Origin of the sequence: Deinococcus sp. KSM4-11 (assembly GCF_004801415.1) — a bacterium.
In the GTDB taxonomy this organism is placed as follows: domain Bacteria; phylum Deinococcota; class Deinococci; order Deinococcales; family Deinococcaceae; genus Deinococcus.
On the sequence record NZ_SSNX01000006.1, the window covers coordinates 87,864 to 109,963 of the forward strand.

The 22,100-nt window shown below is 65.1% G+C and carries 19 protein-coding genes; 13 read left to right on the top strand and 6 right to left on the bottom strand.

Translation table 11 applies throughout. The features are described from left to right. Positions 1-89 precede the first annotated feature (89 nt). The 4 genes from E7T09_RS16070 (at position 90) to E7T09_RS16085 (ending at position 4,467) form a co-directional block, all read left to right on the top strand. A complete protein-coding gene (locus tag E7T09_RS16070) occupies positions 90-992 on the top strand; it encodes a carbohydrate ABC transporter permease (protein ID WP_240741835.1) in 903 nt (300 codons plus the stop codon). Beyond that, on the top strand, positions 989-1,882 hold the full coding sequence (locus E7T09_RS16075) for a carbohydrate ABC transporter permease (protein WP_136390214.1): 894 nt from the start codon (positions 989-991) through the stop codon (positions 1,880-1,882). Before E7T09_RS16070 ends, E7T09_RS16075 begins: the two co-directional genes overlap by 4 nt. A gap of 418 nt (positions 1,883-2,300) precedes the next feature. Beyond that, positions 2,301-3,071 carry a DeoR/GlpR family DNA-binding transcription regulator gene (locus E7T09_RS16080; protein WP_205747036.1) on the top strand — a complete coding sequence of 257 codons (771 nt, stop codon included), beginning with the start codon at positions 2,301-2,303 and terminating at the stop codon, positions 3,069-3,071. A gap of 592 nt (positions 3,072-3,663) precedes the next feature. Further along, positions 3,664-4,467 (top strand): histidinol-phosphatase HisJ family protein, encoded by an 804-nt coding sequence (locus E7T09_RS16085; protein WP_136390215.1) that lies wholly within the window; start codon positions 3,664-3,666, stop codon positions 4,465-4,467. A 788-nt stretch (positions 4,468-5,255) separates the two neighbouring features. Here the strand turns inward: E7T09_RS16085 and E7T09_RS16090 are convergent. Then, complete coding sequence (locus E7T09_RS16090) at positions 5,256-5,474, bottom strand: hypothetical protein (RefSeq protein WP_136390216.1); 219 nt, start codon at positions 5,472-5,474, stop codon at positions 5,256-5,258. A gap of 65 nt (positions 5,475-5,539) precedes the next feature. Here E7T09_RS16090 and E7T09_RS16095 point away from each other — a divergent pair, with 65 nt between their 5' ends. Next, positions 5,540-6,082, top strand: a complete 543-nt coding sequence (locus E7T09_RS16095) for a TetR/AcrR family transcriptional regulator (RefSeq protein WP_136390217.1) — start codon at positions 5,540-5,542, stop codon at positions 6,080-6,082. A 580-nt stretch (positions 6,083-6,662) separates the two neighbouring features. Further along, complete coding sequence (nucS, locus tag E7T09_RS16100) at positions 6,663-7,430, top strand: endonuclease NucS (RefSeq protein ID WP_136390218.1); 768 nt, start codon at positions 6,663-6,665, stop codon at positions 7,428-7,430. Positions 7,431-7,530: 100 nt separating this feature from the next. On the opposite strand, the gene E7T09_RS16105 is transcribed toward nucS, so the two are convergent. Beyond that, positions 7,531-8,370, bottom strand: coding sequence for a LysR family transcriptional regulator (locus tag E7T09_RS16105; RefSeq protein ID WP_136390219.1), 840 nt, complete (start codon positions 8,368-8,370; stop codon positions 7,531-7,533). Between the two features lie 214 nt (positions 8,371-8,584). On the opposite strand from E7T09_RS16105, the gene E7T09_RS16110 reads away from it, so the two are divergent. From E7T09_RS16110 to E7T09_RS16140, 7 genes are all read left to right on the top strand, one after another. Beyond that, a complete protein-coding gene (locus E7T09_RS16110; RefSeq protein ID WP_136390220.1) occupies positions 8,585-9,391 on the top strand; it encodes a ChbG/HpnK family deacetylase in 807 nt (268 codons plus the stop codon). Between the two features lie 110 nt (positions 9,392-9,501). Continuing rightward, positions 9,502-11,049: an ABC transporter substrate-binding protein gene (locus E7T09_RS16115; protein ID WP_136390221.1), complete on the top strand. Its 1,548-nt coding sequence runs from the start codon at positions 9,502-9,504 to the stop codon at positions 11,047-11,049. A gap of 60 nt (positions 11,050-11,109) precedes the next feature. Next, positions 11,110-12,099: an alpha/beta hydrolase gene (locus E7T09_RS16120; RefSeq protein ID WP_136390222.1), complete on the top strand. Its 990-nt coding sequence runs from the start codon at positions 11,110-11,112 to the stop codon at positions 12,097-12,099. 16 nt (positions 12,100-12,115) lie between these two features. Beyond that, positions 12,116-13,054 carry an ABC transporter permease gene (locus E7T09_RS16125; protein WP_136390223.1) on the top strand — a complete coding sequence of 313 codons (939 nt, stop codon included), beginning with the start codon at positions 12,116-12,118 and terminating at the stop codon, positions 13,052-13,054. Continuing rightward, complete coding sequence (locus E7T09_RS16130) at positions 13,054-15,027, top strand: dipeptide/oligopeptide/nickel ABC transporter permease/ATP-binding protein (RefSeq protein ID WP_240741836.1); 1,974 nt, start codon at positions 13,054-13,056, stop codon at positions 15,025-15,027. Before E7T09_RS16125 ends, E7T09_RS16130 begins: the two co-directional genes overlap by 1 nt. After that, positions 15,024-16,094: an ABC transporter ATP-binding protein gene (locus tag E7T09_RS16135; RefSeq protein ID WP_136390224.1), complete on the top strand. Its 1,071-nt coding sequence runs from the start codon at positions 15,024-15,026 to the stop codon at positions 16,092-16,094. Before E7T09_RS16130 ends, E7T09_RS16135 begins: the two co-directional genes overlap by 4 nt. Positions 16,095-16,169: 75 nt before the next feature. Next, positions 16,170-17,141: an alpha/beta hydrolase gene (locus E7T09_RS16140; RefSeq protein ID WP_136390225.1), complete on the top strand. Its 972-nt coding sequence runs from the start codon at positions 16,170-16,172 to the stop codon at positions 17,139-17,141. 56 nt (positions 17,142-17,197) lie between these two features. On the opposite strand, the gene E7T09_RS16145 is transcribed toward E7T09_RS16140, so the two are convergent. From E7T09_RS16145 to E7T09_RS16160, 4 genes are read right to left on the bottom strand one after another with little or no spacing between them, the layout of a single operon-like run. Next, a complete protein-coding gene (locus tag E7T09_RS16145; RefSeq protein ID WP_136390226.1) occupies positions 17,198-17,404 on the bottom strand; it encodes a hypothetical protein in 207 nt (68 codons plus the stop codon). Positions 17,405-17,457: 53 nt separating this feature from the next. Then, positions 17,458-20,601 (bottom strand): DNA polymerase III subunit alpha, encoded by a 3,144-nt coding sequence (dnaE, locus tag E7T09_RS16150; RefSeq protein WP_240741837.1) that lies wholly within the window; start codon positions 20,599-20,601, stop codon positions 17,458-17,460. Beyond that, a complete protein-coding gene (locus E7T09_RS16155) occupies positions 20,601-20,846 on the bottom strand; it encodes a hypothetical protein (protein ID WP_136390228.1) in 246 nt (81 codons plus the stop codon). Before E7T09_RS16155 ends, dnaE begins: the two co-directional genes overlap by 1 nt. Further along, the gene (locus E7T09_RS16160) at positions 20,843-22,099 is read right to left on the bottom strand and encodes a Y-family DNA polymerase (RefSeq protein ID WP_240741848.1); all 1,257 of its coding nucleotides are present in this window, start codon (positions 22,097-22,099) and stop codon (positions 20,843-20,845) included. The genes E7T09_RS16155 and E7T09_RS16160 overlap by 4 nt, the downstream gene beginning before the upstream one ends. Position 22,100: the final 1 nt, after the last annotated feature.

Below are 22,100 nucleotides of genomic sequence, written 5' to 3' on the forward strand. Positions count from 1 at the left end.
ATCCACCATGACGTCGCTGCCCTGTCGACTGTTCACTTCCGCACCGTGATCCGCCGCTGCCTACTCCCCCGGAGGACACCATGGCCCGCATGAGCGCCGCCCGCCGCCGCGAGGCCATCAGCGGCTACCTGTTCATCCTGCCGTGGTTGATCGGCTTCCTGGTGTTCGTCGCCGGGCCGATGCTGTTCTCGCTGTATGCCAGTTTCACCAACTACGACGTGACCTCACGGATGAAGTGGGTGGGGCTCGACAACTACGTGCGGCTCTTCACCGCCGATGACCTGTTCTGGAAGTCGCTGTACAACACTGGCTTCTATGTGTTGTTCGCTGTGCCACTGGGCATCGTGACGGGACTGCTGATTGCCGTGCTGCTCAACCAGCGAATTCCCGGCCAGCGGATCTTCCGCACGATCTTCTTCCTGCCCAAGGTGCTCACCGGCGTGGCAGTGTTGCTGCTGTGGCTGTGGGTCTTCAATCCAGAATTTGGGCCCATCAACACCTTCTTGCGCTTCCTGGGCGTCCACAACCCGCCCCTGTGGTTCTCCGACCCCACCTGGGCCAAGCCGGCGTTGATCATCATGAGCATGTGGGGCGCGGCAGGCGGCTACATCATCTACCTTGCCGGCCTCCAGGGCGTCCCGCGCCATCTCTACGAGGCGGCCAATCTTGACGGCGCCTCGCCCATGCGCCAATTTCTGAGTATCACCGTGCCCATGATGTCGCCGACCATTTTCTTCAAATTGATCACAGGCATCTCGGCAGCCTTCCAATTCTGGGAGTCGGCCTTGATCGTGTCCGAGGGCGGCAAAGGTGGGCCGTCGTATTCGACGCTGTTCTACGGGTTGTACATGTGGCAAAAGGCCTTTACCGATTACCAGATGGGCTATGCCAGCGCGATGGCCTGGATTCTCCTGGTCATCATCCTGGTCATCACGGCCCTGCAGTTCTACATCTCGCGCCGCTGGGTCTACTACGAGGGGGAAGTGAAATGACCGTCCAGCCTGAGATGCAGCTTCAGCCGCCGGCCACCACGCTGAACCGACCCGCAGGCAGGGTCATGACCAAGTTCTGGAAGGTAGTGGCCTTCGCGCTGCTGTGCATCATCAGCGCAGCAATCCTGTTTCCGGCCCTGTGGATGCTCTCGACCTCGCTCAAGGTCGATACCCAGGTGTATGCCAACCCACCGGTCTGGATTCCGAATCCGCTGCGCTGGGCAAACTTCTCGGAGGCGTGGCGGCTCGCACCCTTTGCGCGTTACGCCTTGAACACGGCGCTCTACGCGGCGGCGGTCGTCTTCGGTACTGTGCTGTCATCGTCTTTGGCAGCCTACGGCTTCGCAAAACTGCGCTTCCCGGGACGGAATTTCCTGTTCAGCATCTTGCTGGCCACCATGATGATTCCAGGAATGGTCACCTTAATTCCGCAATACATCCTGTTCTCAAAGCTGCACTGGGTCGGCGGCTACCTGCCCCTAGTGGTACCGAGCTTCTTCGCCGGAGCGTTTTTCACCTTTCTGTTGCGGCAGTTCTTCCTGAGCATCCCCGAAGAACTGTCGGAAGCCGCGCGCGTGGACGGTGCCGGCGAACTGTGGATCTGGTGGCGGGTCATCATGCCGCTCTCGACGCCGGCCCTCGCGACCGTCGCAATTTTTACCTTTGAAGGGGCGTGGGACAGTTATGTTGGACCGCTCCTCTACCTCAACGATGAACGGCTCTACACGCTCCAGATTGGCCTACAGTTTTTCCGTACGGCCACGGTGGTGCAGTGGCAGTACCTGATGGCGGCTGCACTGATGGTCATGCTGCCGGTCGTCATTCTGTTTTTCGTGTTCCAGCGGCATTTCGTGGAGGGCTCGTCAATTGCTGGCGGCCTGAAAGGGTGAGCCGCCTCCTCAGGGCCGCCCTGCGCGCCTCACCGCCAGCCGCCTATGGGTGACGGCAGCACCTGGAACCTTGCGCGAGAGTTGTCTCCACTGCCCTCGGCATCACCAGTGGTTCGCTGATGGCGAGCAGTACACATAGCATCGCCTTGATCGCACTGCCCCTCGCTAACCGCCGGAGATGGCACGAGGTTGTCCTTCATGCCAGACCACCAGCTCTGAGTTGAGCTGGGCAGGTGTTCTCATGCATACCGCACACCGCCTGTTCCTCCACTCACGAGCACTCCCATGCACTGGCCAGAAATGATTGAAAATCTGGCCAGTATCATGTTGCTCCGTTGAACTAATAATCATATCGATCTTCACCTCTGCGGTCAGCGAGGATAACACAGAGCCCAACCGCCTTGAGTGGAGGAATTCAGTGCTTTCAGAGCGTCTCAGGATTATCCAGCACCGGCTGTACAGCGCCGGATTCGCCCTCGTCGAAGAACTGGTTGAGGCCACCGGCGCCTCGAGCATGACGATTCGCCGTGATCTGCAACTCCTTGAAGAGAAGGGCATCGTGATTCGCACACATGGCGGCGCCCGCTTGGCAGAGGCGGCCATGCTCAAGGTCGCCTTCCAGTCGCGCGTGCAGGAGCAGGTGGAGGCCAAACGCGCCATTGGCGAGGCGGCCTTCTCGCTGCTGCGGCCACACACCACCGTGTTCCTGGACGCCAGAACCACCGTACTGCACCTCGCGCGGCGGCTGCGGCTCGACCCCCTGCCGCTGACCGTGTTCACGAACGGGCTGGCGGTCGCGCAGGAACTCGTGAACGTCGAGAACCTCAGCGTGAACCTGCTGGGCGGTCAGCTCCGCAACGAGAACCTCTCGATGGTCGGCCCCTACGCCGAGCAGATGCTGGGGGAACTGTGGTTCGACCAGCTGTACCTGGGCACCAGCGCCGTCCACTCCGACGGGCGCATGTACACCCTGCACCCGGCCGAAGCCAGCCTGAACCGCGTCATGATCGGGCGCACCTCGCAGTCCATCGTACTGGCCGACTCCAGTAAGTTCGGCGGCAGCGCTCCGTATGCCGTGGCGCCCGTCGTGTCCGCGCACACCCTGATCACCGACGACCGTCTCGACGCCGCGTGGCGCACGCGGCTCGCCGAGCTCAACGTGGCCGCGACCATCGTGCCACTGAGCTGATTCGAACCGCTGTGCGTTCCCCAATTATGGTCAGATCCTGGATGCAACAGGTCATAGGGCCGGTGAGACTTACAAGCGAGGTCATTCTGAACGGTGTGAACGAGTTGGAACTGAATCGCCGGTTCAGTTGTCAGCCGGGGGACTATGAATTTTTACCACGGGCATGGCCTTCTCGCGGTCGAACAGGCCGCACATCCCCCTGCGATCCTTCTGCGTGTACTCGAGGATGGCATCGGATTCGGTGGTGCCCGGGCCCAGACCGAGCTGGCGCAACTCTTCAGCGGTGGCGAATTCACGCTTTCATCTGGAGACGCGAAGACGGCAATCACGTCAGCGTGCCGTTGATCTCCAGGTGCGGACGCCGCCCCCAATGTCATTCCGGAAACTAGCGAGTAGATGGTTCCCGTTCAGTTCATCTAGAGCGTGCCGACTAAGGGACAACTGGCGCGTTCAAGCCCGTACTGTTCTTCTCCCAACAGCGACTCAGCGCGGGATACTTTCCCTGGAGTCCACTCCAAGTCACATCTCCTGACAGGCGACGATCACCTGGCTCACGACCCCGCAACATCTGCCGTTTTGGAAAAGGAGATTTATGCTCGTCGACTACCACACCCATCACTACCGCTGCGGCCACGCAGAGGGCAACCTGATCGATTACGTCGAGTCCGCTCTTCGCGCTGGGCTCTCCGAAATAGGGTTAAGCGATCACAGCCCCATCTACCATTTGGGTGAAGACCCTCATATCCTCCCCGGAACGGCCATGTCACATCACGAGTTCCCTTCCTACGTTCGGGAAATGCATGAGGTTCGAGAGCGATTCAGAGGCCGCATCGCAGTACGGCTGGGTGTAGAGAGTGATTACGTGATGGGCTGGGACGAGCACTACCGGAAGCTGTGGCACTCCACTTCGCTGGATTACGTTATTGGCAGCGTTCACTGGCTGGGAACCTGGAACATCTTCTCTAGTGAGCTGCCTGCCGGACGTTCCGCTGAAGACATTTACGAGGAGTACCTGCGAACCACCCAGGCCGCCGCACGCAGTGGGGTATACGACATCATCGGCCATCTGGATTGCCTCAAGACGAGGGGTCACATCCCGGATCTGAGCATCACACCCCTGCTGGAGGAAACGGTGCGGGCGATTGCGCAGAGCGGCGTTGCGATTGAGCTGAACACCAGTGGGTGGCGCAAAGGGCTTGGTGAGCCGTATCCACGTGAGGAGCTGTTGGCGGTGTGCAGGCATTACGGAGTACCCGTGACGCTGGGCTCCGACGCCCACCGTCCGGAGGACGTGGCGGCAGGCTTTCCGCAAGCTGTGGCGTTGCTCGAAAGGGTGGGCTACGCATCTCTCGTGCGCTTCGAGAACCGGAAGAAATACGCGGTACCCCTGAAGTAGGAGGTGGGAGAGGGTTCATCACCGCGCAAGTGAACTTGCATAAATTGGTCGCGCTGCGGCGTGCGGCTGGCAAAGCTTGAGATCAGACGCTGGCGTCAAAGAGTGACGGTCAGTTCCCGTTCTTTGCTGGCTACGTTTCATGAAATTCCGGTGATCCGATCGCTTTCGGAAGCCCACGGGAACGCGTGAATTCGCCGCTCACCGAGCAGCGGCTTCAAGCGGATCAAGAAACAGAACCTTGGAAGGATGGCCAGACCAACCTGCTTGAGGCCGCGATGGGGCAGTCAAGTCTGCGTAAACTCTTACGGGTTCGTGGCAAGTGCCGGCTACGTTGAGCCTGATCAGATGCTGGAAGCGCAACGAACGTGCCTTGGGCGTGCCTTAGACCTACCATGACAGCGGGAGCCCAGTCATGACACCAGATGGAGAGCACGGTTTCTTCTGTAATAAGTAATTCGTCTGGCACAACTATTTTGGTAGATGCACAGTTTCAAGCTGCCAACGAGTAACGGAAGGCGAGGGCTCATCCGTCGGTGCGCGACAAGAGCCAGGCGCCGCCCGGCGGGCAACAGGGTAGGGCGCCCTGCTTGCTCCTGGAATCGCTGCTGACCTCCGTGGCGGGCAATGGGTATGCATGCCGTGGATGGACGGTATCGGAGAATGCTTATCTGGGACAGCTGATTTCTGAGCAGGCTGGTCGAGTTGCTTTTGCCTGTATACCGAGTTAGAGTGAAGAAATCAAGGCGGCCGAGAGGTCGCCTTCTTTTGTTGCGGTGACGATCGCGTCCTCAGGCTGGCTCGCGTGGGGCGGTGATGGGCACGGCCGTGTCCCGCGCGTACAGGGCACAGATGCCGCTGCGATCCTTCTGCGTGTACTCGAGGATGCCGTCCGGCTCGCTGGTGCTGGGGTGCAGGCCGAGGGCCCGCAACTCCTCGACGGTCGCGAGGGTCGAGGGATACGTCTGCTGGTAGCGGGGGCGGGGGCTGGGTTGGATGCGGCGGGTCATCGTGGGGTGTCCAGAGGCAGCATGAGAATCACTGTGGTCATGATGCATGTTCAGATAGTGATCCCGTGATCTCGACCCGCATGCGCGCCCTGCAGGCTGGCATCGACCTCGTGGGTAAGGGTGGCCTCCGCGCCCTGACCCACCACAAGGTCGACGACCATGCCGGCCTCCCCCGCGGCTCCACCTCCAACGCCTTCCGCACCCGCGCTGCCCTGCTGCACGGCGTGGTTGCCTTTATCGCAGAGCATGACCTGCAACTGGTGACGCCGATGTTCACGCCCACGTCCGCCGCAGGACTCATCGACGTCCTGTGCGGCCTGATCGACGTGAGCACCGGGCCCGGCTGGCCGCTGACGACGGCGCGGCTGATCCTGTTCATGGAGGCCAGCCACAACGCGGCCCTGCGCGCGCCCGTGGTGCAGGCGCGGGAAGCCATGGAAGGCTCGATCCGAGGGGCGTTTGCGCACCTGGGGGCGAAGGAACCGGGCACAGCGGCCGCGACAATGATGGCGTGCGCGGAGGGGATCATCCTGCACCGCATCACCCGGCATGACACGTCAGACGCGTGTCCAGCCATTGCCCTGGTGGTCACGGCCGCGCTGGCGTGACCTGAACACCGGACGTCGGACGCGCTCGTCACGTGATCGCTCCGGCGGAACGTGCTTAGCGCGGCTTGGCAGGAGGGCTGCTGGTGATGGCCTCGGACTTCCCCTTGTCGTACAGCGCGCAGAGGCTTCGGCGATCCCAGTGCACGTCTTCGAGGATCGTGTTGGGCTCACGGGTGCCAAGACGTAGGCTCGAGGAGCCCACCAGCCGAGCTCCATTGGTTCGTTGATGCTTGGTGCGGGGGGCAGCCCACATCGGGTTCTACGGGCCCACTGGGGCCGCCCAGGCCCAGGCCCCCCTTCCCGGCTTGTCGAGGGGCGGCTTCCCGGCGTGGCCCAGCCGGCAGCGGCCCGGGGCTCGGAAGCGGGTTCCTGCAGTGTGCACTGCTCGTGCCAGCGGTGGAAGAGATCGAACCTTCACTGGAGGGGGCAGGTCAGTAGTGATGGGTGGACATCTGCACCGCAAGGGCAGCGCGCATGACTCCCGGAACGCCTCGTGGTCACGCCACACTGCTCTGAGTGATTCTTCGCGCCATACTCACCCCATGCCTGCTCAGGCGAGCCAGCCGGCCAGGGGCCGATCGTGATCCGCGAGCAACTGCTTGATCCCACGCCATCCGCTCTGGCCGCATTCCTGAACCGCCACACGCGCACCCGGGATTGCCTCGTTCAGGTTGCCGGGCTCGCGGAGGTCAGTTACCGCGGCCGCGCCGCGAGCACCGCTGAAACCGGTACCTACCTTGTCCTGATCAAACAGGACGGCAGCCTGCAGATCCACCATCCCACCGGCATCAAACCCATGAACTGGCAACCCAAAACCGACGAGCTCGTGGCGCGGGTGGACGAGGATGTGTGCATGTTGTTGGCCTCCCGGCGCAGCCCCGTCGAGCTCGTGCAAGTGATCTTCCTCCAGCCGCAGGTAGCGCTCGCGCTGGAATTGAAGGCCGCCGGTGGATTCTTCCTGTCGGGCTCCGAGGCGCAGATGCAGGAGACCCTCGCGAGGTCGCCGGAACTGATCGAGCCCGGCCTGAAAGTGCTGAACCGGGAACTGCTGGTTGAGTCTGGCGGCATCGACTTGTACGCACAGGACGCGCAGGGGCGGTATGTGGTGGTGGAACTCAAGCGGGGGCGAGCCACGCAGCATGCGGTCTCGCAGCTGGGGCGGTATGTGCGCTCGGTGGAGGGGAAGGTGCCAGCGGGAGCGGTGGTGCGGGGGATCCTAGCAGCGCCCTCGATCACGGCGCCAGCACGGTTGGAGCTGGAGAGTCGGGGGTTGGAGTTCAAGGAGATCTCGGCGTGGCCGTCGGTACCTGCCGAAGCGGCACAGGTGCAGCCGTCCCTGTTCGAGTGATGTCTCATGCCTTACCGCTCTGGCCAGTGCCGGGAGCGGGGGCACTTATCGTTTGGTCAATCGTCCTGCAAACGTCAGGCAGCAGCTGTGAGTCCTGCTGTCAGGCTTGCCGCTGCACAAGGACGACCATGAAGTGGAAGACGGGGGTGGTGACCTGACACGTCTTCACGCCAGCGAACTGATGCTGCGTTTCCAGACATTCGAACAGCAGAGAGACGCATTCTCCGGCAGCAATGCGCTTCAGGTTGAGTTCCATGTTTGGAGCCGAAGCGATGAGTGGGGGACGTACCGCGGCCTGTGCGAAGAATGCCAGGAGCTGGTCGTAGTGGAATGGCGACAACTCCCGCGGAAAAAGCATGATGGGGAGCGAGAGCTCGTTCAAGGCCATGCCGTGCGGCGGGACGGGCATATTCTCCGGCACAGCCAGCATCAACCGTTCCTGCGAGAGCGGCGTCACCGCCAGGCCCTTGGTGCTATCCAAGGGTGAGAAGGTCACGGCCCAGTCATCGTGGCCAGTACGAATGGCAGCGACTTGTCCCGTGACGGCTGGCGTGTGCCGAAAGTCGAGCCGGGCTTCTGGCGCGTGGCTTTGCAGCACATCGAGTAGCGTCCGGTGACCAAAGCGGGCCTGGGCTGGCAGAACTGAGGACACCCGGAGGGTCTGCCGCGGTTTTCCAGCTGCCCGGGCATCGTGCACGGCCCGCTCGGCTGAACTCAGGACTTGAAGCGCACCTGGATACAGCGCGTGTCCGGCGGTCGTGAGGTGCACCTGTCGGCTGGTGCGTTCGAACAGGGTGACGCCAAGCTCGCGTTCCAATCGCTGGATGGTGCGCGATAGGGCGGGTTGGGTGATGTGGCATCGTTTGGCCGCCTGCCCGAAGTGCAGTTCTTCTGCCAGGGCAGCAAAGACCTGCAGGTCTCGCAACTCTGGTAGACGCATCAGGTGGCCTGTTTCAAGGATCTATGCACTCTGCGCATCAATCGCATTTTAGGCATTGGACACAGTGGGCTGCAATCTCCCACACTGACTTCACCCGAGTTCATTCCCCACACCCAGGCGACCTGGCGCAACCGGCGCCTGGTACTCCGTTGTCTTCCCAAAGGAGCCATTCAATGCCGATCTCCTGTCGCCTTCATTCCCAGAGTACGACCCGGTGACGCCGCACCTCATCGTCCGCGGTGACGATATGGGACTCACCCACTCAAGTACGGCCGCAGCGCTGGAGTGCATGCAGTTCGGAATCCAGACCTGTACGGAAGTGCTCGTCCTGGGCCCCTGGTTCGTAGAGGCCGCGATGGCCCTCCAGGTTCACCCTCAGCTCGATGTCGGTCTGCACCTCGCGCTGACCTGTGAATGGGACACCCTCCGGTGGCGTCCCCTCACCAGTTGCTCCAGCCTTCGTGGACTGCACGGGGAACTGCCCCAGTTCATCACGCCCCACTCCGCCTACCCGGGACAGTCCCTCAAAGAACGGGCCTGGCAGCTCGATGACATCGAGGCGGAATTCCGCGCCCAGATCGAGTGGGGCCTCAGCCTCATTCCCCAGGCGTCACACCTGTCCTTTCACATGTTGTGCCAACAACTCGACCCACGGGTCGAAGCGCTGACGACGATACTCGGCCGCGAGTATGGGCTGGCGATTCCAGAACACGAACGCGACCTGCAGATCGTGTCGTACAGCGGCGCGCACCGTACCGCCGAGGAGAAGCGGCTGGGCTTCATCGACATGCTGCGCTGCCTAGCCCCAGGGCAGACCAGCCTCTTTATCGATCACCCCGACCAGGCCTCGGACGAGCTCGGTGCCATCGCCCACATCGGCTACGACTGGGTGGCGCTGGATCGTACCGGCGTCCGGCAGTTGTTTCTCGACGCGGACGTCAAAGGCGCCATCGAGCAACTCGGTATTCAACTTCGGCCGACCACAACCCTCCAGGCAGCACCTACGGGGACACGCGGATGAATCCGGGCGTCCGGCGCGTCACCCCCTTGCTCAGGGCGCCCCGATCCAGCCAATCCAGTACTCACGTTTTACGCCGCTCCACACTCACGACGCACTCCATGGAGGATCACATGACGTCACCCAAGGGCACCACCCGCGTTCTGGCATCGTCGGCACTCTGTGTCTCACTGCTGCTCAGCGGTTCCCCGGCCGTAGCCGCCACCCCTCCCGGCGGCACCCTCACCATCGCCGTGGGCAGCGGGCCCACCACGCTCGATCCGTCCACTGGGGAGGCAGCCAACGAAGCCTTCTTCACCATTGCCTACGACTCCCTGATCTCGTTTGGCCCCGACGGCACGTACCAGCCCGGGCTCGCCACGTCATGGAAGTGGATCGGCAGCGACTTCAAGACCATTGAGTTCCAGCTGCGCAAAGGCGTGAAGTTCAGCGACGGCTCCTCCTTCGACGCCAAAGCTGTCAAGGGCTGGCTCGACCTGCAAATGAAGAACAAATCGCCAGTCGCCAACAACCTTGGTACGAAGGCTGTGCAGGTCACCAGTCCGTATACCGTCCGGCTCACCATGGCGGACGCCAACCCACTGGCCCTGCTGTTCCTGTCCCGTTCCTGGCTGTCCGGAGTCATTCCCTGTCCGAAGGCTGCCGCCAACCCTGCACTCCTCAAAACCGCGACCTGTGGTGCCGGTCCGTACGTCCTTGATCCCAAGCAGACGGTGACGGGTGACACGTACACCTACGTGGCCAATCCGAACTACTGGAATCCTGCCCGGGTGCAGTGGCGGAAGGTGATCCTGAAGGTCATCGCCAACCCGCAAGCTGCCCTCGATGCTGTCCGCGCCGGCCAGGTACAGGTGACCGGCCCCGCCCAACCGTCCCTGCTCCCGTCGGCGCTCGCGGCCGGTCTCAAAAGCGTCGGTGTTCCGCTCAACGTCGCCAGCCTCGATGTCCTCGACAAGGGGGGTACCCTCGTTCCCGCCCTCAAGGACGTCCGGGTTCGCCAGGCCCTCAACTACGCGGTGGATCGCCAGGCGCTCTCGGCGGCGCTGGGTGGGGGCCAGGGTGGTCCGGTGTCGACACAGTTCCTTCAGGGTTCCGACGGCTTCGACGCGTCTCTCAATTCCTATTACACCTACGACGTCGCCAAGGCCAAGCAACTGCTTGCGGATGCAGGTTACCCGCAAGGGTTCGAACTCACGATCCTGTCCACACCACTCGCTGGCCTCGACACCATGGCCCAGGCGGTGGCCGGGTACTGGCAGGCCATCGGCGTGAAGGCCAAACTCGACACCAAGCCTGCCGTGGCGGACTTTTTTGCCGGTCTGACCTCTGGCAAGTACCCCGTCTCGGTCGCGGGGCTCGGCGCGACGACCCCAACCCTGGTTGCCTGGAACTGTTGCTTCCGCCCAGGCGCAGTCTGGACGCCGGACAAGACAGCCGTTCCCGAACTGGAAGCGCTGATCCGCAAACTTCGCGCGACCGACCCGACCAAGACGGCACCGGTGGCGAAGCAGATCAACAGCTACCTGACGAAGAATGCCTGGTATGTGCCCGTCTACAGCAACAACCTGAACTACGTGTACGACCCGAAGAAGGTCATCATGCCCACACCCTCGGGAGCGCAACCCGTCGTCAACCTGGTCGACATCAAACCCGTCCAGTAACTGTCACCGCTGAGCGCCTGCCCGGATTGCCGCCTATCCAACCCTGACCAAGGAGTGTTCATGCCTGTCGATCCTTTCCTTCAACCCCTTCTCGAACACCTGCCCGTCAACACGGAACCCACGGACTTTGCCGCCTGGCGCGCCGCGTCGAACCACCAGGGTGATGTGCTGTTCACGACCCTGGGAGAACCCGGCCCAGCCATCCGTGAACGTCAGGCCTTCACGGTTCCTGTCGACGGGGGAACCATTGAGGTCTACGTCTATCAGCCGCTCGAAGCTGGCCCGCACCCCATGCATCTGTTCCTGCACGGCGGTGGGTGGATGCTCGGTACCATCCACGGCCAGTTCAACGATGCAACGTGCCGGGAACGCTGCGCTGGCGCGCAGTGCGTCGTCGTCGCTGTGGAGTACCGCAAGGCGCCCGAGCACAAGTATCCCACTGGCCTGAACGACTGCCACGCCGCGCTGCTCTGGGCGGTTGCGCACGCCGAAAAACTGGGCATCAACCCGGATCTCATCACCATTGGTGGATCGTCCGCCGGCGCGAACCTCGCAGCGGCGCTCACCCTCAAGCTCCGGGATGAGGGTGGCCCCCGCGTGGCCTTCCAGGTTCTGGAAGTTCCAGCCCTCGACCTGACCCTGACGACCTCGACGCATCCCGAGCTCGACCAGGGGTACGGTCTGACCCGCCCCGAAATGGAACTGTGCCGCCGCGCCTACCTCGAGCACCTGGATCAAGCCGGCGAGCCCTACGTCTCACCCCTCAAGGCCGCTGATCTGTCCGGGCTTCCTCCGGCGCACATCATGATCTCTGAGTTCGATCCACTCCGCGATGATGGCGCCGTGTACGCCGAACGCCTCGCGCAGGCCGGTGTGCCGGTCACCCTGACGCTGGGCGAGGGGCACATCCATGGGTCGTCCGCGTTCACCCAGGCCATGGCTTCGGCGCGTGCGTGGCGGGAGGAGCTGATCGCTACCCTACGCGCCGCCCACGGCATTCCCGACACGGCTGTCGCTGCCACGCGCGTCACAGCGCTGCTTCAGCCCTGAGTCCAAAGGAAGGATCATGCTGAGAATCCTCGGCCACCGTCTGCTGCTGTCTGTGCCACTGCTGCTGTTCGTGACGGCCTTGACGTTCTTCCTGGTGTCCCTGACGCCCGGTGACCCGGCCGTCGTGATCCTGGGACAGAACCGCGCGCCCGAGGAGTACCAGCGCTTGCGTGAACAGCTCGGGCTGCTCGAACCCGTTCCTGTTCAGTACGCCAGGTGGGTCACCACGCTCGCCCACGGCAGCCTGGGCGTGTCGATCTTCAACAGTGAGTCTGTCGTGGCGAAACTCAACTCGCGGCTCGGCGTCACCCTGTCTCTGGTGACCATCACGGCCCTGGTGGCGAGTGTGCTTGGCGTCGCCCTTGGCATCGCGAGCGCCCTCCGTCGCGGCGTACTCGCACGCACCGTGGACGTGATCTCCATGCTCGGCATCGTGCTGCCGAGTTTCTGGATCGCCCTGATCCTCGTCGCCGTCTTCGCCGTGCGCCTGCGCTGGCTGCCCGCCATCGGGTATGTCCATCCCACAACCTCGCCCGGCGGCTGGCTGCGCAGCCTGGTGTTGCCTGTAGCGGTGCTCGCCGGCCCAGCCATCGGCCTGATCGCCCAGCAGACCCGCAACGCCATGCTCGACGTCCTGGAGCGGCCCTTCATCCGCACCCTGCGGGCTGGCGGCGTCCAGCCCCTGTCGCTGATCTACCGGCACGCGCTGCGCAACGCCGGCATCCCTATCCTCACGGTGATCGGCCTGGTCTTCATTGGCCTGCTGGGCGGCACCATCATCGCCGAGAATGTGTTCGCCCTGCCCGGCCTGGGCGGACTCGCGGTCGAGGCCACCGGCCGGCACGACCTTCCGGTGATTCAGGGCATCGTCCTGTACTTCACCGTCATCGTCGTTGCGGTCAACCTGCTCGTCGACCTGCTCTACGCCTGGCTCAATCCAAGGATCCGTGTGTGATGACCGCCGCCATGACCGTCCGCCCGCCCCGGTGGCCCCTGTTGCGCGCCCTGCTCCGGCAACCGGCCGCCGTCGTCACCCTTGCGTTTCTCGCCCTGATCATCCTCGCGTCGCTCTTCGCGCGGCAGCTCGCCCCATACACTCCGGACGACTTCGACCTTCCGGCGCGCCTCAGCGGGCCTACCGCCCGGCACCTGCTCGGCGCCGACGAACTCGGCCGGGACATGCTCAGCCGCCTGCTGTACGGCGGCACCAAAGCCCTGGTCGGGATCATCGAGGCGGTCTTGACAGCGGTGCTGATCGCAGTGCCCATCGGCATCCTCGCAGGGTACGTAGGAGGCGCGTTTGACCGCGCCGTGTCCTTCGTGACCGACCTCATCCTCGCTATTCCCGCCATTATCCTGGTTCTCGTCGTCCTCACCGTGTTCCCCGCCAATCTGCACGCGGCCATGATTGCCCTTGGTGTGCTCGTCGCGCCGGGCTTCGCCCGCATCATCCGCGGCATCACGTTGCCCCTTAAGGAGGCGGACTTCGTGGCCGCCGCCCGGGTCGCGGGCGTGTCCGAGGGAACGATCATGGTGCGCCATATCCTGCCCGGCGTGACCCGCACGGCGATCGTGCAGGCCTCCTTCGTTGCCGCCAACGCCCTGCTGTTCGCGGTGGCGCTGGGCTTCCTGGGGCTGACGGCCACGCCCGGGGAAGCCGAGTGGGGCCAGATCGTCGCGGCGGCGGCGCAGCAGATCAGCACACAGCCCTGGCTGCTGGTGCCGTCCGGCGGCCTGATTGCGTTGATGGCGTTGGCACTGATGCTGCTCGGCAACGCGTTGCGGGACGCCACGGCGGACATTGGGGGCGACGCAGCACCGGCACGTCCAGCCACCGACGCGTCCATCACGCTCGCCACCGACACGGTGGAGCCGGCCCGCCCAATTCAACCGGAGACGTTGCTGTCCGTCCGGGATCTCACGGTGGTGTTCGGGGGCCGTGGGGCAGACACGGTCATCGTCGACCGGGTCAGTTTCGATGTTCATGCTGGAGAGACGGTGGGCCTCGTCGGGGAATCCGGCGCCGGCAAGAGCGTCACTGCCCTTGCGGTGCTGCGCCTGCTGGCCAGGGATGGCCGCATCACGGGCGGTCAAGTCGTCTTCGAGGGTCAGGACATCACCCGCCTCGACGACCGTACGTTCGACACCCTGCGGGGGCGTGCGCTCGGCCTGATCTCCCAGGAGCCCCTCTCCAGCCTCGATCCGGCCTTCACCATCGGCAGCCAGCTCGGCGAACTCGTGCAGTTCCACGACAGAGTCGGTGGCGCAAAGAACCGTGAGCGCTGCCTGGAACTGCTGCGTCAGGTACAGCTGCGCCAGCCTGAACGCGTGCTGCAGTCCTACCCGCACGAACTGTCCGGTGGCATGGCGCAGCGCGTGGCGATCGCCCTGGCACTCGCCGGCCGGCCCCGCCTCCTCATCGCGGACGAACCCACCACCGCGCTCGACGTGACCGTCCAGAAGGAAATCCTCACGCTGCTGCGCGACCTCCAGCGGGACACCGGCATGGCCGTCTTGATCGTCACGCACAACTTGGGCGTGGTGGCCGACCTCTGCGACCGCGTGATCGTGCTGTATGCCGGGCAGGTCTTCGAGGACGCGGGGGTGTACGAGCTGTTCGACCGGCCACTGAACCCCTATACCCTGGGCTTGCTCGGTGCGAACCCGGCGCACGCCCAACCGGGACAGCCCCTCACCGTCATTCCCGGACGCGTCCCGCCACCGGGATCCTGGCCCACCCACTGCCGCTTCGCGCCACGCTGCGCCTTCGCCGCGCCCGAATGCCTCACCAGCCCCATTGCTCTTGCTGAACCAGTAGACGCGCATTACAGCCGCTGTGTCCGCATCGACGACCTGTTCCTGAACCCACAGCATCCTCCCCAGTTCACGTCGACCGCCGCGGGCGCGGGGCAGCAGGAGGCGTCATGACGTTGTCCGAATCCAAGGGTGCGCCTTTGCTGCCCGCTTCACGCCCGGCGGCGCCGCTGCTGGACATCCGCGATCTCGAGGTGCACTACCGCCGTCGCCGCGGTGATCCCGTCCTCCGGGCCTCCGACCGCGTCAGCCTCGAGGTGTCCTCCGGTGAGACCGTCGGCGTGGTCGGGGAATCCGGCTCCGGCAAGTCCACGGTCGCCAAGGCCGCCCTGGGCCTCGCACCCGTTCACGCGGGGCAGATTCACCTCGCCGGCCGGGACATCACGCGACTCGGCCCACGGGGCCGACGTGACCTCAGTCGGATCATGCAGGTGGTCTTCCAGGATCCCAACGCCTCGCTCAATCCTTACCTCACCGTCGGGCGATCCCTCGCCGAGCCCCTGGAGGTGCACGGCGTGCGGCCCGGCCCGGAGCTGCGCCAGCGCGTCGCGGACGCGCTCGAACGGGTCGGCCTGTCGCCTGAAGCGGCGGGGCGCTTTCCCGCCCAGTTCTCCGGCGGGCAGAAGCAGCGCCTCGCCATCGCCCGCGCCCTGATCGTCGATCCGCAGCTCGTGATCTGTGACGAGGCCGTCAGCGCCCTCGACCTGTCCATCCAGGCGCAGATCCTCAACCTGCTCGTCGAGCAGCAACGCGGCCGGCAGCTCAGTTACCTGTTCATCAGCCACGACATCGAGGTTGTGCGGTACATCTCCGACCGGATCTACGTGATGTACCTCGGTCAGGTGATGGAGACCGGCGCGGCGAGCGCCGTGACGGGGCGGCCTGCGCATCCGTACACGCAGGAACTCCTGGACTCCGCGCCGGTCGCCGACCCCCGGGTGCAGCGGCGCCGCAACGCTGCAGAGGCCGCCCGCAAGGCCCTGCGGCCCGTGGCGAGTACCACGGCTGTCACGCACCCCACGGGGGGGTGCCCCTTTGCGCCGCGCTGCACGTATGCCATCGAGGTCTGCCGGGCCGAGAGCCCGCCGCTCGTGGCCACCGATGCCGGTGGCCTGACCGCCTGCCACCGCTACCCGGAATGGCAGACCCTGCACGCTCAGGGTGGGGGAGCCACCGTATGAACGCCATCTTTTCCATCCAATCCAGGCCCCCACGTCTCCCCGCTTCGGATCCCTTGCCTTACGAAGGAGCGTCCTGTGCCTGTTGATCCCTTTCTACAAGCCTTTTTGTCCACCTTCCCGCCTTCGCCAGAAGTCATCGAGGACTACGACGCGTACCGCGCGGCAAGTGAAGCTGGTGCCGAGGTTCTCGCCGATCAGGTGATCAACCCTGGCCCGGAGGTCATGAGCCGCCGCGCAGTGTCCCTTCCCGTGGCTGGCGGGACGATCGACCTACTCGTCTATGTTCCGTTCACGCTTGGGCCGCATGCGGCCCATCTGTTCCTGCACGGCGGGGGCTGGATGGCCGGAACCATCCATCAGAAATTCATTGACGCCGTCTGCCGGGAACGGTGCGTCGGTGCGGACTGTGTGGTGGTGGCCGTGAATTACCGGAAGGCACCGGAGCACAAGTTCCCCATTCCGCTGAACGACTGCGCTGCCGCGCTGGACTGGGTGGTGGCGAACGCGAGTGAACTGAACATCAATTCGAGCTGCATCACCATCAGCGGTCAGTCTGCCGGAGCGAACCTCGCGGCAGCGCTCACCCTGAAGACCAGGGATGAAGGTGGCCCTCGCCTGGCGTTCCAGGTTCTGGAAGTTCCCCCGACAGACCTGACAAAGGGGCACCTGCGCTACGAGTGCGCTTCAGGCTACGGCCTGTCCCTGAAGGATGCCGAACTCTGCGTGGGCGCGTACCTCCGGTCGCCGGAAGATGCAAGCAACCCGTATGCGTCGCCCTTGCTGGCCCCTGACCTGTCTGGCCTACCGCCCGCCCTGATTCTCACTTCCGAGTACGACATCCTCCGAGACGACGGGGAAGCATACGCGACGCGTCTGAAGGCGGAGGGCGTGCCTGTGACCTACGCCATGTACGAAGGGCACATCCACGGTTCGAGCGCCTTCACCAAAGTCATTGCGTCCGCGCATGCGTGGCAGGGGCAGGTCATCGCGGCCCTCCTGGCCGTCCATCAGGGTTGCCAGGTGGTGCAGGTTCCTATTGGATCCTGAGGCTTCTGATGCCCAGGGTGCGCGGCCGGTCGGCGGCGGTTTGGCGCAATGAGGATTCAGGCCTGCAGCCCGCCCAGTCGCCCTAGTATCACCATTTCCATGTCGCCTGCTGTGACCGTGATCCCCACTTGGTCACCCGGCTGCACCTCCGGCGGCAGACTGGCCAGCTGCCACACCTCGACACTCGTGTCCGGCAGTTCCACCTCGGCCGCGTGATCCTCAACCGACAGCACCGTGACGATCTCCATTTCCCCGTCCTGCATGCCCTCAGGATGGCAGGGCTATCCACGCGCCGCCTTCACTCCCCGCTCACGCCTCAATCTGCTGCTTGTTCAACGCGCTGCGCCCCGAGGGGCAGTTCTGCCAGCCGGCCCACCCGAACGGTCACCGCGCGCCCCATCCGGGTCACCTGCCCCTGCACGATCAGTGCCCGCGCATCTCGTAACAGGATCCGATGGGCCTCCCACAGATCCGGGCTGATGATCGCCTGCACCCTGCCAGTGGCGTCCTCCAGCACGTAGAACGCGAAGCCTTTCGCCGTCGGCGGCCGCTGCTTCGCCACGATCACGCCCGCCGTCCAGACCTCCGCCCCGTGCTTCAGACCAGCCAGGGCCATGCAGCCCAGATCCCGCAGCCGTGCCCGGTGGGCGTCCAGCAGGTGCCGGCCGGTTTCACTTAGCCCCTTGGTCTGCAGGTCGAGTCGCACCGTCTCGTCCGGCTGCAGCTCGGGTAGATCAGGAAGAGGAGTCGTCGGCGCAAGCAGGGCCCGTGTGCCGGGCGGCCGGGCGTTCGCGATGGTGTGCAGCACGTAGAACGCTTCCCGCCGGTTCTTCAAGGCGTCGATGCGATCGAAGGCCCCCGCCTTGACCAGCAGCTCAAGCGCGTCGCGCTTGAGCGCCACCCGGTCGTAGAAGTCCTCGACGGACAAGAACTTTCCGCCGGTCAGGCGTTCCTGCACGATGCCGCGCGCCGTGTCGGCACTGATCCCCTCCACCGCCGTCAGCGGCACACGGACAGCATGCGCCGTTTCCGCCCGGTACGACACCCCCGAGCGGTTCACGCAGGTGGGCAGGAGCGACACGCCGCGCCGTCGGAAGTCCTGGCTGATGGTGCTGGCCGGCCACATGCCAGGGGCCTCGGTCAGCAGACCCGCCAGAAACGCCGCGGGATGGTGATGTCTGAGATAGGCCGAGCTATAAGCGTGCTGGGCGAAGGCGTGCGCATGCGACTCCGCGAAGCCGTACCCACGGAAGGCCGCGCACATGGTGAAGACCTCCTCCGCTTCCCAGGGAAAGGCCCCCGTCGTCAACGCGGCACCTACGACGAAGATGGCCTTCAGCTCCTCCAGTTCCTGCGCGTCCTCGACCTTGCTCAGGCGACTGCGGAACCGGTCGGCGTCCGGCCAGTCGTACCCGGCGTAGTGCACCGCGATGCGCAGGATCTGCTCCTGGAACATCAGCGTGCCGTACGTGGACGCCAGGATGGATTTCAAGGGTTCAGGCTGGTCAGGAACAGGTTCTTCGCCCCACGCTCTCCGGACGTAGGGATGCACAGTGCCGGACTGGATCGGGCCCGGGCGCACCAGTGCGATCTGGTGGGCGAGCTGGGTCATGTCCCTGGGTTGCAGCCGGGCCGTCATCTGCACCTGAGCCGGGCTTTCGATCTGGAACAACCCCATGGTGTCGCCCGACGAGATCTCGTTCCAGACGCCGGGATCGTCCGGCAAGTCGCCGAAGGGCAGCCATGTTCCGTTCAGGCGCAGGACTTCCTCCCGGGCGCGCTCGAGCGCGGCGAGCATACGCAAGCCCAGCAAATCCAGCTTGATTAGGCCGAGTGCCTCGACGTCATCCTTGTCGAAGGTGAGCATGCGGATACCGCCCGACGAGCGAGTGAGCGGGCTGTACCGGGTCAGCGCCTCTCCGCCCAGCACGACCCCGCCCGAATGCGGCGCGAGGTGGCGCACGAAGCCCGCCTCGATGCGCTCCAGCAGCCTGAGTAGCGCCTCCTTCACTGGGGCGTCGCCGAGCACCTCATCGAAGACCACCTGTGCCAGCCGGGCCCGGTGCGGCCGGTGGTGCCGGAAGTCGCGGCCCAGGGCGCGGCTGAGTCGGTCTCTAAGTTCCGGGGGCAGTCCCAGGGCGCGGCCCAGATCTTGCACCGCACTCGGCAGGCGGTAGGTGATGCGGTTGGCGACCATCGCCTCCCAGGCGCCTTCGGCCCCCCAGCGCTCCTCCACCCAGCCCAGTACCTGATCGCGCCGCGAGCTCGCGATGTCGATGTCCACGTCCGGCATGGAGGTGCGTCCGGTGTGCAGGAAGCGTTCGAACAGCAGGTTGTGCTTCAGGGGATCCGAGAGCGTAATACCCAACAGGTGGCACAGCACGCTTCCAGCCGCTGATCCCCGGCCCGCGGCCAGGATGCCGTGTTGCCGGCAGTAGTCGGTGACCTCCGCCGCGGTCAGGAAGAAGCCCGCCATGTCCAATTGGGCCACAGTGTCCAGCTCGTGTCGGAGGCGTGCCGTGGCGTCCACGCGCCGATCCGGTGCGTACGACTCCAGGGCAGCGTACGCACGCTCCTCCAGCGCGTCCTGGGCAGTCCGGAACGGACGAAGCAGCGGAGCCGGACTCTGCAGTCTCTCCGGCAGCAGATCGAAGGTGCACTCTTGGGCCACCTTCCCCGCATTCTCCAGTGCGTCGGGGAAGGGGAGGAGCTCCACCCAGCCCCCTGGTGTCCCGATCGCGCGCGCCTCGTTCCGGGGCCGCTCGACATGCGGCGTGTCGACATCAATGCCCAGCCGGGCACACGTCAGGGCGTCCAGCAACGGGTAGTCCTCTGCTGCGGCCATGCAGACCTCGGGCGCGGCCACCACGGGCAACTCCAGGTCTCTGGCCAGGCCCCGCAGGTACGCGAGCCGGCGGCGCTCCTGCGGGGCCTGACCGTGGAACAGCTGCACGTACAGCCGGAACCGGAACGTCTGACGCAACCGCCGGAGGAGCGCCCCCGCCCAGGCCAGTTCCCGGCGCTCACCCAGCACGGTTGGAAACCCCATCCGCCCGCCCGTCAGGCACACGAGACTTTCGGGATAGGCCAGCGCGACCGCTTCGAGTCGCTCCAGGGGAACAGCGGCAGGGTCGACCTGCCGGGCCTCGGTGATGAGGGTGCACAGCGCCGCATACCCGTCCCGGTTCGTGGCGAGCATCACCAGCGGGAAGACCTCCGGACTGTTGTTCCCATGGCCAGGGAACACAACAGGCAGCGTCGCGCCGAGGATGGCCCGCACGCCAGCGTCTTGAGCGGTCGCGCAGAGTTCGACGGCACCGGCGACGCTGCACCAGTCCACCAGACCGACCGCCGTGAAACCGGCGGCCCTGGCCTGCCGGATCAGCCGGCCAGGGCTGACGGTCGCGCGGCCCTCGCTGAAGAACGACTGGCACGCGAGGAGGGGGCCGAGACCCTCCATCAGTCCTGCACGCGGGCCAGCCACCAGCGCCCGTCCGGTGGTGCGGCGTGATGGAGCTCGGCTGTCAGGGAACCGGCCTGGATCAGGAAGCACTCGCGGGGAACCTCACCCAGCCACCAGCGGCCGCCGTACCTCCAGCGGTCGATGACCTCCCGGATGGGGAGCGCGCGGCCGTCCAGTAGGAGCATGTGGGGCTGGCCCGTCCCGGTCAGCGTGACCTGCACTTCCTGCTGCGTCGCCTTCACGGTGAGGCCCCCTCGAAGAAGGCGATCACGCGGTTGACGGCGTTCTCGTGACGGCGTGCCAGGCTCATTGGCGCCGGTCTCGGCGGCGTCAGCGGCGTGGGCCGTACCTCTCCCGTGAGCCAGTCCACCCACTCATACCGGGCATCCGCGACGTACGCCCACGGATCGAGCCAGTGCACCTTCACCAGCGCGTCGGGGAAGCGCTTCAGGACGTCCGTTGTGACCTGCAGTTCTGCCACTCCAGCCCACAGGCCCACCATCCGCGCCGGCAGCGCGAGGCCGCTGAGCTGCACGGTGATGCGCTCGATGCCGAGTGCGAGCGCATCGGTGGTCTCCAGACCCTGTACGGCCAGCCGCTCCAAGCCGGCGCCATCGACCGGCCACTTCAGCCGTCGACTGATGCTCAGCCGCCCACCCACGGTGTCGGCGTGCAGGGTGAGGTAGGCGCAGGTGCGGCCACGCAGTTCGGCCCACACCACGGGAATGAGTTCCGCCAGAACAGCTGCGGTCTCGCCCGGTTCTACCAGCGGCTGATCGGTGCTTAGGCTCGTTTCGATGACCTGTCCAGGAACATACCTGGCGACGGTCGTGGTGCGCTGGCCCTTCAGGAAGCGCTGGAGGGTTCTCGCCGCGTCCACGCCGAGGAAGGCCTCGCGCTGGGCGGCGCTCCACTTCAGGAGGTCGGCCAGCCCCCTGAGCCCCAGGAAGCGCAGCCGCTCAAGGTGCCCTGGGCTGAGTCCAAGGATGTTCAAGTGATCCAAGGGCGTCAGGGCCAGGAAGGCGTCCTCGGCTTTCCCGCCCGCAGCACTGCTCATCTCCCGCACCTCGCCGGGCTTGGCCCGTAAGGCAGCGAGGTGCGCGACTTCCAGGCTGGCCGCATACCCGACCGGCGCGTGCAGGGCTGCCGCAAGCTCCCGTGCTCCAGACACACTCAGCGCCACATACGCGATCCCGGGCTCCCGACCCTCGACCCGATCCGAATACCGCGCGTAGAGCGTCTCCAGCAGTTCGTTCCATGCCGCCTGAGCCGTCGGAGCACTCACCACCTCGGCGTGCAACTCCGGGCACCGCGACAGGGCCGCCGCCTCCTTCATCCCGACGTCCACCCCGCCCAGTCTGGCCAGCACGTTCACGTGCAGCACCCGCCCCGCCTCGTTCAGCACCGCCACGGGCAGCCCCACATGCCCGCGCTCGAGGAGGGTGAGGCTCCACGGCGCGAGCAGGACACAGGCGACGTGGGCGGCGGGCGGCACG